Origin of the sequence: Undibacterium sp. WLX3042 (assembly GCF_049544825.1) — a bacterium.
In the GTDB taxonomy this organism is placed as follows: domain Bacteria; phylum Pseudomonadota; class Gammaproteobacteria; order Burkholderiales; family Burkholderiaceae_D; genus Undibacterium.
In genome coordinates, this window is the sequence record NZ_CP186698.1 from 733799 (window position 1) to 751543 (window position 17745).

At 51.9% G+C, this 17745-nt stretch carries 13 protein-coding genes; 8 read left to right on the forward strand and 5 right to left on the reverse strand.

Translation table 11 applies throughout. The features are described 5' to 3' along the window. Positions 1-166: 166 nt before the first annotated feature. The 4 genes from ACPAOP_RS03345 (at position 167) to ACPAOP_RS03360 (ending at position 3608) form a co-directional block, all read left to right on the forward strand. Positions 167-970 carry a YdcF family protein gene (locus ACPAOP_RS03345; RefSeq protein ID WP_423709331.1) on the forward strand — a complete coding sequence of 268 codons (804 nt, stop codon included), beginning with the start codon at positions 167-169 and terminating at the stop codon, positions 968-970. A 162-nt stretch (positions 971-1132) separates the two neighbouring features. After that, a complete protein-coding gene (locus ACPAOP_RS03350) occupies positions 1133-1666 on the forward strand; it encodes a cytochrome b (protein ID WP_200178727.1) in 534 nt (177 codons plus the stop codon). A gap of 286 nt (positions 1667-1952) precedes the next feature. Further along, entirely contained in the window at positions 1953-2264 is a 312-nt protein-coding gene (locus ACPAOP_RS03355) for a hypothetical protein (protein ID WP_423709332.1), read from the forward strand. Positions 2265-2279: 15 nt separating this feature from the next. Continuing rightward, on the forward strand, positions 2280-3608 hold the full coding sequence (locus tag ACPAOP_RS03360) for a ferredoxin reductase family protein (RefSeq protein ID WP_423709333.1): 1329 nt from the start codon (positions 2280-2282) through the stop codon (positions 3606-3608). 102 nt (positions 3609-3710) lie between these two features. On the opposite strand, the gene ACPAOP_RS03365 is transcribed toward ACPAOP_RS03360, so the two are convergent. Continuing rightward, entirely contained in the window at positions 3711-5684 is a 1974-nt protein-coding gene (locus tag ACPAOP_RS03365; RefSeq protein WP_423709334.1) for a peptidase U32 family protein, read from the reverse strand. Positions 5685-5894: 210 nt separating this feature from the next. Between ACPAOP_RS03365 and dacB the strand changes: the two genes are divergently transcribed. Next, positions 5895-7340 carry a D-alanyl-D-alanine carboxypeptidase/D-alanyl-D-alanine endopeptidase gene (dacB, locus tag ACPAOP_RS03370; RefSeq protein ID WP_423709335.1) on the forward strand — a complete coding sequence of 482 codons (1446 nt, stop codon included), beginning with the start codon at positions 5895-5897 and terminating at the stop codon, positions 7338-7340. Positions 7341-7436: 96 nt separating this feature from the next. Here the strand turns inward: dacB and ACPAOP_RS03375 are convergent, their stop codons facing one another. Continuing rightward, positions 7437-8255: an acyl-CoA thioesterase gene (locus ACPAOP_RS03375; RefSeq protein WP_423709336.1), complete on the reverse strand. Its 819-nt coding sequence runs from the start codon at positions 8253-8255 to the stop codon at positions 7437-7439. A gap of 67 nt (positions 8256-8322) precedes the next feature. Then, entirely contained in the window at positions 8323-9159 is an 837-nt protein-coding gene (locus ACPAOP_RS03380; protein WP_423681182.1) for a phytanoyl-CoA dioxygenase family protein, read from the reverse strand. A 282-nt stretch (positions 9160-9441) separates the two neighbouring features. On the opposite strand from ACPAOP_RS03380, the gene ACPAOP_RS03385 reads away from it, so the two are divergent. From ACPAOP_RS03385 to ACPAOP_RS03395, 3 genes are all read left to right on the forward strand, one after another. Continuing rightward, on the forward strand, positions 9442-9831 hold the full coding sequence (locus ACPAOP_RS03385; RefSeq protein WP_423681183.1) for a hypothetical protein: 390 nt from the start codon (positions 9442-9444) through the stop codon (positions 9829-9831). A gap of 343 nt (positions 9832-10174) precedes the next feature. After that, positions 10175-11728, forward strand: coding sequence for a glycoside hydrolase family 10 protein (locus ACPAOP_RS03390; protein ID WP_423709337.1), 1554 nt, complete (start codon positions 10175-10177; stop codon positions 11726-11728). Between the two features lie 399 nt (positions 11729-12127). Beyond that, complete coding sequence (locus ACPAOP_RS03395; protein ID WP_423709338.1) at positions 12128-14968, forward strand: TonB-dependent receptor domain-containing protein; 2841 nt, start codon at positions 12128-12130, stop codon at positions 14966-14968. A gap of 104 nt (positions 14969-15072) precedes the next feature. On the opposite strand, the gene ACPAOP_RS03400 is transcribed toward ACPAOP_RS03395, so the two are convergent. Both ACPAOP_RS03400 and ACPAOP_RS03405 read right to left on the reverse strand, forming a co-directional pair. Continuing rightward, on the reverse strand, positions 15073-15471 hold the full coding sequence (locus ACPAOP_RS03400) for a glutaredoxin family protein (protein ID WP_423709339.1): 399 nt from the start codon (positions 15469-15471) through the stop codon (positions 15073-15075). 9 nt (positions 15472-15480) lie between these two features. Continuing rightward, positions 15481-17682 (reverse strand): TonB-dependent receptor plug domain-containing protein, encoded by a 2202-nt coding sequence (locus tag ACPAOP_RS03405; protein ID WP_423709340.1) that lies wholly within the window; start codon positions 17680-17682, stop codon positions 15481-15483. Positions 17683-17745 lie beyond the last annotated feature (63 nt).

The following is a 17745-nucleotide window of genomic DNA, read 5'->3' on the forward strand; positions in this document are numbered from 1 at the left end:
ACGTCCAATTTATCTCAACTGAAATACTGAAAAACGCTGAACAGCTATAGCAAGTCAACGTCCCGATTACCACCTGCCAAAGCTACTAGTTTTTATTTGCGATAAAAATTGCAATGTACCATGTTAAGGTTTTAATCTCCCTGACACCTCTGTTTTTAAATACGCCATGCCTGCCAGTGTTCTTCGTCAGTTGTTTTCCATCGTCACTGTATTGATCGCCGCGCTGCTCGTCGTTGATGCGGTTTTTCTGATGTCCACCGGGCTGGTGAATTTCGGGGTGGTGCTGCCGCTGTGCATCGGTTGCGGGCTGATGGTCTTACGCTGGAAATGGCAGCAATTCGGGCGCTGGCGTTCGCAAAGAGTGTGGCGACAGAAAGTCTGGACGCTGGCGCAGTTGCTGGCTGGCGCGTGGTTGCTGAGTCTGGTTCTGTTTTTCATTTTCTTACAACGCAGCAATGATGCCGCCGGGCTGACCGACAAAAATACGGCGGCGATCAAAGCCATCATGATTCTGGGCTCGGGCTCATTGAAATGCAGTGCATCACCAACGCTGGCGGCGCGGCTGGATCTGGGGCTGGAATGGGCGCGGCGTTTGCCTGCGGCGAAGGTGCTGGTCACAGGTGGAAAAAACTGGACGCTACCTTGTAGCGAAGCCCAGATTATGGGCGATTATCTGCGTGTTCACGGGCTGGCAACCGAGCGCATCATTCAGGAAGAACGCAGTACCACAACGTATGAAAATCTGTTGTTCAGCCAGCCTTTGCTGGAAAAAAATGCGGTGACACCGCACGATGGAATACTCATCGTCAGCAGTGATTTTCATGTACTGCGGGCACGCATGATGGCGCGTCGGCTGGGTTGGTCGTCGGTGCAGACTGCAGGCGCAGCGACGCCGCTATACATACGTTATAACGACTGGCTACGCGAATACTTCTCATTCATCAAGGGCTTTTTACTCCGCATGTATTGATGCAGATCATCGCTTTGCGCTGGTCATACCACTGACGGGTCGGTTAGTATGAATCACTGCCGCATGACGCCGGGTTGACTGGATGCCATGCGCTATGCTTTCATTCCATTTCTTTTCCCCAACCCGCTGTGTTTTCACAGTGTTTCACCAGGTACAAAGAACATGCAAACTTCACGTTATCACCCTCTCTCGGCAGCCTTACACTGGCTGATGTTCATTCTGATCGCCGTTGCGCTCGCAGCAATTCAGGTCAGGGAAGATATTCCGAAAGGCGAGCCTTTGCGCGACACCTTGAAGTCGGTGCACATGCTGGCAGGACAACTGGTGTTTTTATTTGTACTGGTTCGTCTGGCGCTGCGCTTAACGTTCAAGGCACCGGCAGCTTTACCGGGACCGCGTTGGCAAACCGGTAGTGCGCATCTGGTGCATCTGGTGCTGTATCTGATGATGCTGGGTTTGCCTTTGAGCGGCGTGCTGTTTTATCAGGCGGGCGGACGCGATGTCAGCTTTTTCGGCATGCTGTTGCCGCAACTGATCGCACCGAATCCTGAACTGAAAAGCAGCATCAAGGAACTCCATGAAACGGTGGGCGAAGCGATTTATTTTGTGGTCGGCTTCCACGTTCTGGCGGCGTTATGGCATCACTTCATCGTCAAAGATGGCACGATGCTTCGTATGCTGCCGTGGAAAAAGTGAGGCAGCACATCACCTCACGGCGGCGTAATGTCGCCTGAAAATGTCGGGACAATTTCCCTGCATAGAGTAAAAACGGGGGAGTATCTTCATTTTTATCTTTATTCTCAACGTAGAATAAGGACCTCAACATATACTCCCCGGTAGTATATTTAAGCTATCAAACTCACCGCCAGCCCGGACAATGCCGCTGGCGGACTGCGGCAATATTCGCCACTGCTGGGTCCGGTCTGATCTGCCTCACTGCTGACAGGATCATGTCGCTATTAAAAAATCCAAGGCACTCTGCATGACAACACCACAAACAAAAAAAGACAGCACGCCGCATGCGTGGGTATGGCTCATTTTTTTCGCTCTGCTCGGCGCTTACGATTTGTTTACTGCCTGGAAAATGCAGTTACTCCCGCAGGCGCTCACCGGTGCCGCCTTCATCCTGTTTGCGATCTGCACTTACAAACACCGGGGTATTTTCCAGTTTTCAACCCGTGCCGGCGATGCATCACAGGAGAAGCCCGGTTTCATCTGGAAAACCATGTATTACGGTGCGATGGTACTGATGGTCATTGGTTTTTCGATGAAGCAGGGCTGGCTGAAAGTCTGATGCGGAAAGTCAACAATGAAACATATTCAAAGGATATATCTGCTGCTCATCGCTCTGCTGAGCGTCTTGTGGCTGCTTGCCGATACGGTATTGAGCGAGCCTTATAATTTTTTCAGCTTACGAACGTCGCTGATGAATTACACCGGCATTATCGGCATCGGTGTGATGAGCATAGGCATGATGCTGGCGATACGGCCTGCGATAGGCGAAAACCTGCTCGGCGGTCTGGATAAATCCTATCGTCTGCATAAATGGCTGGGCATCACGGCGTTAGTGATTGCCGTTATCCACTGGCTGTGGGCGAAAGGGCCGAAATGGATGGTCGGTTGGGGCTGGCTGACGCGGCCAGCGCGCAAACTGGCAGCAGAGCAGACCGTGCCCTTATTTCAGTTTTTTCAAAGCCAGCGTCACCTCGCTGAAGAGGTCGGAGAATGGGCGTTTTATGCGATGGTGCTGCTGATTGCTCTGGCACTGATCAAACGTTTTCCGTATCGCTATTTCTTTAAAACCCACCGCTTGCTGGCGATTGTGTATCTGGTGCTGGTATTCCATTCCACGGTGCTGATGAAATACACATACTGGGATCATCTGATCGCGCCGCTGATGGCGGTGCTGATGGCGGGAGGCACGATTGCCGCATTGATGTCGCTGTTCCGTCAAGTTGGCGCGCAACGGCAGGCAGTCGGTGCGATCGAAGAGATTCAGTATCACTCCGATAATCGCGTACTGAAAGTGGTCATCAATCTGAAAGACCGCTGGAGCGGCCACGCCGCCGGTCAGTTTGCGTTCCTGACGTTTAACACGAGTGAAGGCCCGCATCCGTTCACAATTTCTTCGGCCTGGAATGAGGATGGCAAACTGACGTTTCTGATCAAAGGCATAGGCGATTACACCGCAAGCTTACCGGCAACATTGAAAACCGGTGATCTGGTCAAAGTGGAAGGCCCGTATGGACGCTTCGCCTTTGACGATAATAAATCGCGCCAGATCTGGGTTGCCGGCGGCATCGGCATCACCCCGTTCATCGCCCGTATGCAGTCACTGGCAGAGCAGGCCGACGCACGTGAGATCGATTTGTTTTACAGCACGGCAGCACCGGATGAAGGCTTCATTGCCAAGGTGCAGGCCAATGCCGACAAAGCTGGGGTGCATTTACATGTCTTACGTTCGGATGCCGATGGCAGGCTCAGTGCAGACCGGATTTGCACTGCCGTGCCAGCATGGACATCCGCCAGCATCTGGTTCTGCGGACCGAAAAATTTCGGTAAAGCGCTGCGTCAGGATATGCTGGCAAAAGGCTTGTCTGGTAATGACTTTCATCAGGAATTATTTGATATGCGCTGATCCAGCAAAGGTATAAAAAAAGGCTGAACATGTTCAGCCTTTTTTTACGCTTAATGTAGCCTTAATGTAGCCTTAATATAGCCTTAATGCATACCGTAAAGACTAGTTTGCCGCCGGTCTGGTTTTGTGAAAAACCATAGGACTGTAAGGCACAGACGATGGCGGCGGCGATTGCAGTATGTGTTTTTTCATTGCGCCTATGATATGCATTTCGCAGGGCTTGCAATCAAATTTGAGCGTGTATTTTTCATCGCCCGTCACCAGCGTCATCGGTTCGGCTTTAACCTGACCTTGCACGCCCTTCACGCCTTTCGCCTGTTTCGGGCACAGATTAAATGAAAACCGCAGGCAATGTTTGGTGATCATCAGCGACACCTCGCCCGCTTCTTCATGCGCTTCATACGCAGCGGCGATCAGTTGTACACCATGCTTTTTATAGAACTCCCTTGCCTTGCTGTTATACACGTTCGCCAGATAGCTGAGCGTGGTTTCAGGATAAGCGACCGGCGGCTCGACTGCCGGTGTGCGGGGCTGGCGAGGCCAGGCTGCGATCCGTGCCGCCTCATGCGCTGCGACAGTATCGCGGCGCAAGGCATTGATGACAGAGGAAGGAACAAACCACGGCTGGCGCAGACGCAGATCCACATTCGCCGCTTCAAACATGGTGTTACCCAGTTTGGCGAGACTGTCGCGCAGCGATGCTGCGGCTTTGTCGGCTTGCTGCGCCGGCTCCAGCGCCAGCGCTGTGTGTACTGATGAAGTGACGCCATCGGCATCATGCATAGTCAGCGTCAGGCCGTCGCTATCGTCACTGAGCGTGAGCCAGACCGGCACGCGGCGCTCTGCCGATTTTTTGGTCAGCGCCTGTTCCCAGCGCTGATCGCGGTTGCGATTAATCAGCATACCGACTTTCAGCCCAATCAGCTCGCTGACTTTTTCATTCGGAGAAATGCGCCAGACGTCGCCATTCTCATTCTTGCCCATGTGCTCGACGGTATTCGCTTGTATGCCCACCACTTCGCGCTTGTGCATGTAGTTCAGACCATCGCCGTTCGCCATAGGCTCATTCGCTTCGATCTCAAACCAGGTCGTGCCTATGCGCGTGACATAACCGAGATGCAGACCGACGTATTTCGGCGAATCAAACGCACCGATATTATCCAAGCGCCCGTTGGCAAAATAATCGGTATGACCACGATGGAAATTTTTATCGACATCCGGTGTAAACGCAATCTGACTATGGCCGCTGGAGGCACGGGTAAATTCCGGGCGGCGCTCTAAAATTTCATCGAGCAACATACGATAATGCGCGGTGATATTTTTGACGTAGCCCATGTCTTTGTAGCGACCTTCAATCTTCAGCGACTGCACACCGGCATCGAGCAACGCTTCCAGATTGCGGCTCTGGTCATTGTCTTTCATCGACAATAAATGTTTTTCATACGCCACCACCCTGCCCTCGCCATCGGTCAGGGTATAAGGCAAACGACAGGCTTGCGAACAATCGCCACGATTGGCGCTGCGGCCATTATCCGCATGCGAGATATAACACTGGCCGGAAAAAGCGACGCACAAAGCGCCGTGTACAAAATATTCCAACGGTGTTTTCACTTCGGCTTTAATCGCCTTGATCTGTTCTATCGTCAGCTCACGCGCCAGCACCAACTGCGAGAAGCCGACATCACCGAGGAATTTTGCTTTCTCGACGCTGCGGATATCGCACTGGGTACTCGCGTGTAACTGTATCGGTGGAATATCGAGTTCGAGTATGCCCATGTCTTGCACGATCAGCGCATCGACACCCGCTTCGTACAACTGGTGGATTTGTTTGCGCGCCGGTTCAAGTTCGGATTCATGCAATATCGTATTCATGGTCACAAAAATCCGCGCATGGTAGCGATGGGCGAATTGCACCAGCCCGGCGATATCACTGAGCTCATTGCTCGCATTGTGACGCGCACCAAACGACGGGCCGCCGATATACACCGCATCCGCGCCATGCAGAATAGCCTCGCGCCCGATATCGACATTCTTGGCGGGGGATAACAGTTCAGTTTGATTGACGAGCAGACTCATGGCGGTGACCGGTGACAAAGGAAGGGCGAAATTATAACGAAATCAAGGGCTTATGTCCTGAAACAGCATTTTTTCGCAGATAACGATAAGGAATTGGCATACCTAATAGGCATACAACACAGCGAATCTGTCATGACTTGCAAGCCGTCCGCAGACTGTTGCTGCCTGCTGCATTCCTCTACAATGCAGCATCGAAGAAAGAGGATCACCATGCTGAAACCGACGACGTGCTTGCTGGGAATAATATCTTCAACGCTGTATTCAGCCAGCCTGCTGGCACAAACGGTGCTGCCGCTGAAAGTGGAAGACGCTTTCCGTCATTCTCCGGTTCCGTCTGCGGCGATGAGTGCGGTGGTGATACCGCTGAATTCGGCAACTGCGACGCCGGTATTACAACAAAATGCCGATGCTAGTTTCAGTCCGGCATCGACGATGAAGCTGCTGACAACCCTGATTGCACTCGAAGAACTGGGGCCGACCTTTCGCTGGAAGACGCAATTTCTCACCGATAAGCCACTTAAAAAAGACACACTGAACGGCAATCTGTATTTGCGCGGTGGTGGCGATCCGAATCTGACCTGGGAAAAATTCAGCGTCATGCTGCGCGCTTTACGCACGCAAGGCATACGCAAAATCAATGGCGATCTGATTCTGGACCGCAGTTATTTTCAGCCTGAACGCCTCGACATCGGTGCGCCACCGTTTGATGAACACCCCGATGCGTATTACAACGTGATTCCTGATGCCCTGCTGATCCACAGCAATCTGACCTCATTCGCCATCGAATCAACCGCAGAAAGAATCGATACCCGTTTGCTGACGCCGCTCGATAAAATCAAATTTTCAAACCACCTGCATTTTAATGAGAAATCCTGCGCCGAATGGGAAAGTGAATGGAAAGCGCCGGCCATAGAATTTCAGCGTAAAGATCAGATCGAGATCATGCTCAGCGGCGGTTTTCCACGGCGCTGCAAAATCACCACGAACCTGAACATCATTGAACGCAATCAATACATTGCGCACATGTTCCGCACGCTGTGGCAGGAAATGGGCGGCAGCTGGCAAGGTCAGGTGCGCGACGGGCTGGTGCCGGCAAATGCGATCCTGTTGCATGAACGTGCATCGGAAACGCTGGCAGATACACTGCGTATCGTGAACAAGCAATCTGATAATGCGATGGTGAAGATTTTGTTTCTGACACTGGGCGCAGAATCGCCTGACAAAATCAACGGCAACACCTTGCAAACCGCCGATGCCAGGGTCAGAAACTGGCTGGCGAAGCAAGGCATCAGTGATGCCGGACTGGTGCTCGAAAACGGCTCAGGCTTGTCGCGCATAGAACGCATCAGCGCGAATCAGATGGCGGCGATTTTAGCTGTCGGTGCGCGGAGTTTATGGAATCCTGAATTCAGCTCCAGCATGCCGGTCGCAGCACTCGATGGCACCATGCGCAAACGCCTCAAAGGCAGCGCTGGTGAGCTGCGCGCCCGTATCAAAACCGGCACACTGAAAAACACCACGGCGATTGCCGGTTACGTGCGCGACATTCACGATCAGGCGTGGATTGTTGTCGCCATGATTAACCACGATGAAGCGAGCAAAGCCAAGCCTGCATTGGATGAATTGCTGAACTGGGTTGCCGCTGGTCGGCCCTGAATACGCGCGCTGAACTGGCACTCTGTATGAGTCGCCGCAACAAAAAAGGCAGTACCGGTTGAATTACGGTGCTGCCTTTTTTTAAGGTACACAGAATTACTGTTTGTAATAGACGACCTGTGTGGTGGTTGCAAGTAATGCGCCGTCCGGCGTCCACAATTCAGCGATCTGATCGAAATAATTATTATAAAAACGATTCGCCCGCGCATATCCCAGTACAGGCTGCGTGCCTTGTGCAGTCAGCGTTGCGGCATCCGCATGAAAATATACGGTCAGTGAAACGGTTCCGGCTGGCACTGCCTGTTTGCGTTTGATGAAAATACGCGGAAAAAATGCATCGGCAATCGCAGTCAGTGAGCAAAAATCCATCACGCGTGGTGGCTCATCGCGTATCCATTGCTGAGTGACCGTGTCGCTGCTCGTTTCCTGCGATGCCGGAGTCAGCCCGAGATGGCCGCGCAGCGTGCGGATATGGTAACGATTCACCCATGCCAGCCCAGTTGGCGGAATTTCCATGCCTTCACCGGCATCGCTGATGTCGGGAAACTGCGCTTCGGTTGCTGACCAGGTTTCACGGCGCGTCGCAAACAAGGCGGTGGCAGTGGCAGCGATCTGGCCGTGTTGCACTAACTCCATGCTCCAGTGCTGGGTTGAACGGTTGGTGCGGATCAACTTAGGGATCAGATCAAACTCACCGTCGGCAACGGGTGCGGCGAAATTCACGGTCAGCGCCAGCGGCTCACCCTGACATTCCGGATGATCGATTACGGCGCGCAGCAAGGTCGCCGCTGTGACTCCACCAAACGGGCCGACCATATTCGCGTATTTCGGTGAAGTCTGGCCGCGGTAATGATCGCCCTGTGGCCTCAGTTGTATTGCTTCGTCAAACGGGTGCATCGTGTTCGCTGTCGTCATAGTCTCTCGTTTTGATTATTGTTGAACGTTGTTGAATGTGATGATTTATTGTCGGTGCTGATGCTGATCAGAAGCCGCGCACAGGAAAGCTGGCATCGCGCTGTATCCAGTTTTGCGGTGAATAGCGCGTTGCGCCATCGGTCACATGCAGGGTGTAGGCATGGCGCGATACCGGCGAGCGGTTCGGCGCGCTGTAATGCGGCAGCAGCCCGTGAAAACAGACCAGACTGCCGGCTTTGACCTCAAGCGGCACGGCAGTGCTGTCATCCGGCCACGGTGTGGCATCGAGTTTTTCCACGCGCACCAGATCACCTTCGCGCACAAAGCGTTCGCGCATAGCCGTGCGGTGTCCACCCGGTTCTGCCCACAGACAACCGTTATCCAGCGTCGCATCTTCGAGCGCAAACCAGAACGTCGTAACGCTGACCGGGTCGGTTTCAAAATAAGTCGCATCCTGATGCCAGCGCACCTCGCCACCGATGCCAGGCTGCTTGAAAATATACATCGACTGCCAGATTTGCGGCTGCTGCAAACCCAGTTGCTGCGCGACCTGTGCCAGCGCCGGGCCACGCGAAAACGCGCTGAAAACAGGGTCGAGATCATGCATCGCATGGCCGATTTTATTAATCGACAGCGATTTATCCTGACGCAGATTGCCTTGCGCGTCGAACGCTTCTTCTTCAAAAAAACAGCTGATGTTATTCGCTGAATTTAAGAAATAGTGATCGATATGTTGTTCCTGCTCTTTGGTCGTGAAGATGGAACGGGATTGCGCCGGGTCGAACGCATCGACAATCTGCGCCGCACGTTCGCGCAGCGCAGCGATCTCAGCTGCAGTTTTAAAATCCGGCACGACGACATAGCCATCTTGTGTGAATTGCTTGATTTGTTCTGTACTTAACATCGTGATTTCCTGTCCGTATCTATGGCTACGCTGTCTATCTTAATAGAATTTCTATGTCGCCGGCGGCAACACAGCCTGATCGCGATGTTGCTGTGTTGCTGCGGTGTTGCTACGATCGCGGTGATGAGAAAATAGACATTAACATTTCAGCACAGAAACATCAGACCTTGCATGAAAAATGTTAACATCACCCGGGACAGACAAAAAAAGACAGTCCATTCACAGAACAGCGCTTCAGACTGCCCCGTTCGGAACGATAGCCCGGTTACCAGCGAGACTCCCATGATTGCTTTCATCAAGCGCCATATCAACACAGTGATCGATGCTGTCCGCGATCCGTATTTCTTGACCTGGTTTATTCCGCTGATGACGATCGCCCTGATCGCGGCGGGTCTGTTGTTTGAACTGATCAGCTACGACAGAATTTTTAAACTGGCGCATTTATATTCAACCCATTGTCGCGAACTGAATGACAAAGAAGCCTTTGCGATGCTGATGATGATCTTCATCGCCGGCATCAGCTGCCTGACAACGATAGGCGAATTAATGATTTTTGCCGACAGGCGCCGTCGCGGTCTGCGAATTACATACACCGGCCTGACGATCAGCGCATCGGCAGCCGTACTTTCTCTGGCACTGACGCTGGTGCTGTCACAACAATGGTGTCGCTGAGACGGATTACTCCCTGCATTGTTCACTCTTATCTCGCTATCGCACTAACTACCGGCAGCTGCCTCAGAACCGGTAGCGCAACAGCACAGTAGCCAGCCTGCGACCATCATCATCCAGTGACATTTATATACTCCCCCGGGTATATAAAATCCCCCTTTATTTTATTAGGACTATCGATAGTTTTTTAAAAAATAGGGGGGAGTATGCATATACGGCGGATTAACGCTGGTTTGTCGATGACGAATGCAGTAGCATCTCAGCTCTTTTTTGTTTTCGCCGTTACCGACGCATGATCTCGTTTTCAGCCTCACCGTTTTTGCTCATAAAAAATCACCGGAACATCGTGCGTACGGTGCTGACCGGCCTGCTCATCGCCATACTGAGCGCCTGCAGCTCACCACCGGTCAGCGTGAAAACAGCACCGGCACCATCGGCGATTATCGCTAATGCGCCACCGCCATCCTTACCCCTAAGCCGTGAAACGCCGCCGACACCGCGTGAATTCCGCGCCACCTGGGTATCCACTGTCGCCAACATCGACTGGCCGAGCCGCCGTGACCTCAGCAGCGATAAACAAAAAGCGGAGATCATCACCATTCTCGACAATGCGGTACAGATGAAGCTCAACGCCATCGTGCTGCAGGTGCGCCCGGCCGCTGATGCGATTTATCCGTCGACGATAGAGCCGTGGTCGGAATTTCTGACTGGTGAACAAGGCCGCCCACCTTCGCCGTATTACGATCCGCTGCAATTCTGGATAGAGCAGGCGCATGAACGTGGTCTGGAATTGCACGCCTGGTTCAATCCTTACCGCGCCCGCACCGCGCAGGCAAAAACAGCAGTGGCAAAAAATCACATCAGCAAAACTGCGCCTGACGCCGTGAAACAGTATGGCGATCAGTTATGGATGGATCCGGCAGAACCCATCGCCATGCAGCAAACACTGAATGTCATCAGCGATGTCGTGCGGCGCTACGACGTTGATGGCGTTCATATTGATGACTATTTTTATCCGTATCCGGTCAAAGCCGCGAACGGCAGTGAGGTCGAATTCCCGGATGACAAAGCCTGGATCAGGTATCTGCAAAGCGGCGGCAATCTGATGCGCGCGGACTGGCGACGTTCCAACGTCAACCATCTGGTCGAGGCAATTTACAACGCGGTGCATCAGGAAAAAAGCTGGGTGAAATTCGGCATCAGTCCGTTCGGCATCGGCCGCCCTGACCGCTTACCGGCGGGCATCACCGGCTTCAGCCAGTACGACAAACTGTATGCGGATGTAGAACTCTGGATGGCAAAAGGTTGGTTTGATTATCTGGCGCCGCAATTGTACTGGCCTATCAATCAGACACCGCAGGCATTTAAGGTATTGCATGACTACTGGATAAGGCAGAATTTACAAAAACGTCAGATCTGGCCCGGCTTATATACCAGCCGCATTGATCACAGTGATAAATCCTGGCCTGCCGAAGAAATTCTGAATCAGGTGGATGCAGTGCGTGAACGCGGCGGTAACGGTCATATTCATTTCAGCGCTATCAGCCTGAATCAGAACCGCAAAGACATACGCAAACGCCTGATGACTGAAAAATACACGTCGCAGGCGCTGATTCCGGCAATGCCGTGGCTCAACAGCAGCAATATCACCGCGCCGCAGTTGCAACTGTCGGAGGACAAGAAAACCGTGGACGTGGCGCTGGCTGACGCCGCCAACACAAAATTACTGGCGATTTGGAAACGCACCGATCAGCAATGGCTGTTCTCAGTCCAGCCTGCGACAAAACTGAGCATTGATACCAGCGCTGATCCCCAGGCTGGTGCAATCCGCCAAATCAGCGTGATGGCGATCAGCCGTTCGGGTCAGGAGAGCCAGCAGGCGAGCGTGCAGTTACCCTGAAAAGGTGCGCTCAGCAGCGCCGGGACCTGCTCTGAATGTGGTTTTTTTGAGATTCCGTCTGCTGTTTTTTTAAGCATACAAAAAATTTATTCAGAGTATCAATCCCTCTTGCACTGCCTGTGTCATACAGGCCCGGAGAACGATTTTTTTATCTATATCTTTTAGTTATTACCTGAGTAGAATTTTTCATTTGTCACCGGCAAAGTGAAAACTCTAGTCTGAATCTCAACGCGTATATCGTTATAACGATTTTGCACGACACCAAAAAATCCAAATTGGTGCAAAAAGAAAAAACCTTGTTAACGGATGTGACTTTTGATGGTCGTTGTCATTCTAAGCCCGTGATAATTGCCCGACATCCTGATCACACATTGAACAGAATTATTTGAGGAGAGACCCGTGAAATTGAAAACCATTGCCCATTGCATCGCCATTATCGGCGTGACTGGCGTTTCTGCGACATCTGCGGTGGCGCAGGAAAAACCTGCCGACGTCACGCAACGTATCGAAATTACCGGTAGCAGCATCAAACGTATCGCCGCCGAAGGTGCGTTACCCGTCGAAGTCATTACCCGCAAACAGCTCGAAGCCTCGGGTATCGTGACTGCCGAGCAGCTGATCGCAACGCTGAACATCAACGGCAATGGTTCCGATAATCTGGCAAGTAATGCCGACGTCACCTCCGGTGCGCAGCGCGGCAATAACGGCGCTACCTCCGCCAACCTGCGCGGTCAGGGTTCAGACAGCACACTGGTTCTGCTGAACGGTCGCCGTATCGCCACACACGGTATGAAAGGCTCGGCAGTCGATCTGAATTCGATTCCTATGGCAGCGGTTGAACGCGTTGAGGTGCTGAAAGACGGCGCTTCCGCGATTTATGGTACCGATGCAATCGGCGGTGTGATTAACTTCATTCTGCGTAAAAATTACAACGGCATTGAAGCACAGGCCTTCACTGATCTGACACAGCAAGGCGGTGCCGATATTCACCGCGTCTCTATCGTCGGCGGTTTCGGTAATCTGGAGAGCGATGGCTACAACGTGCTGATTACCGGTACCCACAGCGAGAATCAGGCATTGCGCGGCGATCAGCGTTCGTTTGTGAATACCTTCCAGCCGAATCGCGGTTTGTCAGTTGATACGCGCGGTACCCCGTTTGCGACCGTATTTGCGACGTCGCTGGCGAACACCATCATGAGTAACAAGAGTAATACCGGCCCTATCCTGCCTGGCACAAACCAGTCGATGAATGCGGTCAACGTGCTGAATTTGCCGGGTGGCGCGGGTTGTAACTCCATCGATGGTATGGCTGCTTATGATTACAAAATCTGGGATGTCGCTTCTTCCAAATATGCGTGTGCCTGGGATACAGGTCGCGCCGCTGTTTTACAACAGCCTGTGACCAACGATAATTTCGTTTCGCGCGCCACATTCAAAGTCGGTGAACATCAGGTGTTCGCTGAACTGGTCGGTTCCCGCGTTGATGTATCAAAAAGCTTCTCGCCGAATCAGGTGTCGCCCGGCAGCAACTTCCCGGTATCGTCGTTCTATCCTAAAACCGGCGCTGCGTATGACATGGTATTCAATTCCATCGCTGCGCTCTTACCAAGCATTAAATCCAATTACGGCGCGCCTATCGCTTATCGCTGGCGTTGTATGGAGTGCGGCAACCGTGAAATCAGCACCCGTACCGATGCCGCCCGTCTGCAAATCGGCGCCGATGGCCAGATCGGTAACTGGGATTACCGCGTCGGCCTGTCACGCGCTTACAGCGAATCACAATCGACACTCGGCAATGGCTATAACTACACGGTCGCACTGGCGAATGCACTCGGCACCGGCATCATCAATCCTTTCCTGTTGCCTGGTCAGAAGCAATCACAGGCAGCGCTGGATCTGATCGCCAGCACCTCTGCTAAAGGCGTGGTGTTGTACGGCGGTAAAACCACGTTGACGCAAGCCGATGCCGCGATTTCCGGTGAAATTTTCAAACTCCCTGCCGGTGCAGTGATGGCAGCGGTCGGTACCGATCTGCGTAAGGAAGAATATTCGTTTAACGGCGATGCACGCGCCTCGAACGCACGTCCTGCGATTCTGAATGCGCCGTTTGATGATGCGAATGCACTGCCAAGTGTAAGCCGTGATATCCGCGCGATCTACGCCGAGTTCCTGGTGCCTGTCTTCAAAAATATGGAAGTCACCGTCGCTGGTCGTCAGGATCATTACACCGGTTTCGGCAATACCTTTAACCCGAAAGTCGCGTTCCGCTATACACCGGTTGAACAAGTATTGTTCCGTGGTTCGTATAACACCGGCTTCCGCGCACCTTCATTCAATCAGTTGTTTAACGGCATTACCGAGTCGCCATACGCCGGTAAAGATCTGGTCGATCCGGCGAGCTGCCCAAGCCTGAAAGCAGACAGCACCAAACCGGGTTGCGGCATTATCAACCCGAATACCCTGACCGGTGGCAAAGCCAATCTGGGACCGGAAACAGCGAAACAAGCGACTGTCGGCGTCGTCTGGGCACCAAGTAAAAATTTCAGCGCAAATATGGATTTGTGGGAAATCCGCAAGGAAAACACCATTACCTCGCTGGACTTAAACACCATGCTGCAAAACTACAATTTGTTCAGCGCGCAATTTATCCGTGATGCGAGCGGTGCGATTGTACAAATCGACCAGCGCTGGGTGAATGCAGGTTCAAGTATTACCCGTGGTCTGGAAGTCGGTGCCAATGCGAATGGCACAATCTGGAATGGCAAATGGACGGCAGCAATTGACGGCTCGTACCTGATCGAGAAAAAATCCCGTCCGACCGCGAATGCCGCCTATGGCGAAAGCGAAGTCGGCCGTTTCACCTTCACTGGCGATTTGGGTCTGCGCTGGAAACACACTGCCTATGTGACCTACACAGAAGGCAACTGGACGACCATGCTCTCGCAAATCTTCCGCTCTGGCTATAAAGATCAAGTCTTGCCTGGCGTACTCAATGGTCTGGTTTCCCCATCGGATTACAACCCGAATGTGAAAAGCTATTCCATCTTTAACCTGAGTGCGACCTACAGCGGCATCAAAAACATGACGCTGACCGCAGGGATCAAAAACATCCTGAACACCGACCCGCCATTTGCCATCACTTACGACAGCAACTCCGGCGCCGGCAGCTCATGGGAACCACGCGTCGCCGACCCACGCGGTCGCTCATTCACCTTGCTGGCGAATTACAAGTTCAAGTAAGCGCGGTTGTACTGAAAAAAACAATCCCCGGTAGCGATGTCGGGGATTTTTTATTCTGAAGAAGATGACTACATTACACTCATATAAAGTTGCTTCATCTACGTTTATCGCACTCTGCTTTCCTTCAACATTTCTTCGTAACGCACTGGGCTAAATCCAACGAGTATTTTGCTATCACTAACAAGAACCGGTACGGCTTTTTCACCTAGTTGTTGATATAACCTTGCTGCATCACCTGATCGATCAATCATCTGATCATTGAACTCGATACCGGCTTGCCGCAAATAGGTACGAGCGTTTTGGCAATGCTGGCAGGTTGCAGTACCATATAAAGTCAGTTTGTAAGGAAACGATTTCACATGGGCAGAGTAATCTCCATTTTTAAATGGCCCTTGCCATAAACGATACCAATGAGGAATATTTTTTCCTAAAAAAATCGCGAGAATGGCGACTACAATCAATAGAAAAATATCTTTGATATATTTCTTGTAACGAACTTGCATTTAATATCCTTAGAGTTTGAGTTCCATCCTGATGCCAACTCGGGTATAAGCCGAGTTCTTATTACGTGTTTGCAAAGTCGTGCTATCCGTAAAATACTCACGAATTGTGTATGCTTCTGGTGCAAAAAGATTATCCATGTTCATGACCAGGCGCATCCTTGGATTCACGGTCCAGATGGCGTTCGCGCTTAGGCTTCGCTGACGGGACTCATAAGTTCTCTGGGTCAGATTATTACGTAGCCAGTCCGCCGGAAGCCAGTTAGCATCCAGATCGATTTTCACCGGCAGATTAGCCATGACATAGCTCAATCCAAGTTTGGCACGCCATGGCAATTGACCTTCCAGATGGTTATCCTGCGCGGGCAAGTTACTCATCACCGAATGCGCCCAACCGACGCTGCCACGCAAATCTAATTTGGGAGAGGCAGACCATATATCAGTCACGGCAACGCGCCAGTTGAGACTCACACCTTGAATCGAAGCGTCGCCGAGATTGGCGGGTCTTTGCACATAGCGCGGGCTTGGTGCCCAAGACACAGGCATTAACAGAAGCTCGCTGCCAATTTTCCTGTCGATCTGGCGCGAATAGACATCAATACTGATTTGACTATCCCGACTCAGGCCATGTTCATAACTCAAATTCAAAGCGAGCGCCCGTTCTGGCTGCAAGCCCGGATTACCGGCACTGTCGGCGGTATCGATCGTATTATTACCGCAACCAGTATTGGTAAAACATGGTGCAAACGGGTTAATTGCGGGCTGCAGCATTAACTGGCTTGAATCTGGTGCCCGGAAACTACGTGCCAACGAAAGACGGAACTGGCGCTTCTGATCGGCCGCCAGTTTTTTTGACAAATGCGCCGACGGCGACCAAACTCTGAAACGCGCCTGATTACGCATACCCTCTTCAAGCATATTCAGCGTCTGATCTTCCATTGACAGACCAGCATTTAAGGCCAGGGTCTTATTCACACGCCAGTCATCCTGAACAAAAATCCTGTACTTTTTCTCAACATTCTGACTTTGTCCGCCTAACCAAATGAGACTCGTATCAACGACATCATTGAGCCAGTACACACGCCGGGTTTCATGTCTGCTATGTGTCCACTGCAGGCCGGATTTGATGTTATGCCCATCGCTGATACTGTTACTGTAATTGAATGACCAGATCGTGTTGCTTTGATCATCGCGATAATGCTGGCGACGCAAGGCATAATTAGCTCCATTCGGATTGGCGCTATCCTGATCAATTCGCAAGCTATCACTTATATTTTGCATTTGACTCAAGCGCAGGCTTGTATCAATCTGACCGAAATCGCCACTATCATAAGTCCAGCTCAGTGGCAGGTTATAACCGCTGAGGGGTGATGTGCTGCGTTGCCAGGCTTGTTGCAAACGGTCATTGACCCAGTGTCGTTGTTCGGTCTTGGTTTGATCCAGCGTGATCTGGCCATAATCCGGTTTAAAACTCAGCGTATTTCCGGCACCAAATTGATACGCCAGCTCAGTGGTCAGCGTTGAAAATTCATCCCTCCTCAAGGTATGACGGCTTGCCTGGAACTGCGGTTGCATACCGAGCGATGTGAGCAATTGCTGATCATCTGCTCCGTTACCCGGGCTGCGGTTGTGGCGCGCATTGGCGCTCAGGCTAAAACTCCATAGACTCTCCGGACTGAACTGATTCATCCTCCATGTGCCATTAGCGCCATACTCACCCCTCGTTTCGGTCACACCAAGGTTTAGTTGCTGCTGAATTTTGCGTTCAATTTTGCGACTGATCACGTTGATCGTTCCGGCTATCCCGAAGGGCCCAGTTTCTGCCGTAGTGGACTTAATGATTTCTATCTTATCAACCTGGCTCAAATCCAACTCTAACGGGCTTTTTCCCATCGGAGCACGTCCATCCAACAAGATTTGGGTATAGCCAGGCAAACCCAGCAAACTGATACGGCCGTCTTTACCAAGTGTAATGACAGGGTCGCGTTTCAGTATTTCTGTCACATTTTGCAAGCCGCTTTGTTCGATTTGCTTGCGCCCGATAATCACCTTGCCAGCCACAAAATCCTGGCTGGCCTCGATATCTGTCTGTGATCCATTCACGACGACTTGCTGGGGGGACTGCTCAGAACCTTGAACCTGACCGGCTTGCTGTGCAAATGCGGATACGCTGGTTAGCAGCAAGCTACCTAACGTGTTGATCTTGTTATACATAAATCCTATTTCTACGCTGTCAGGAATCGCTGGCTTGTCTCATTAATTGGCAGGGTACTACCT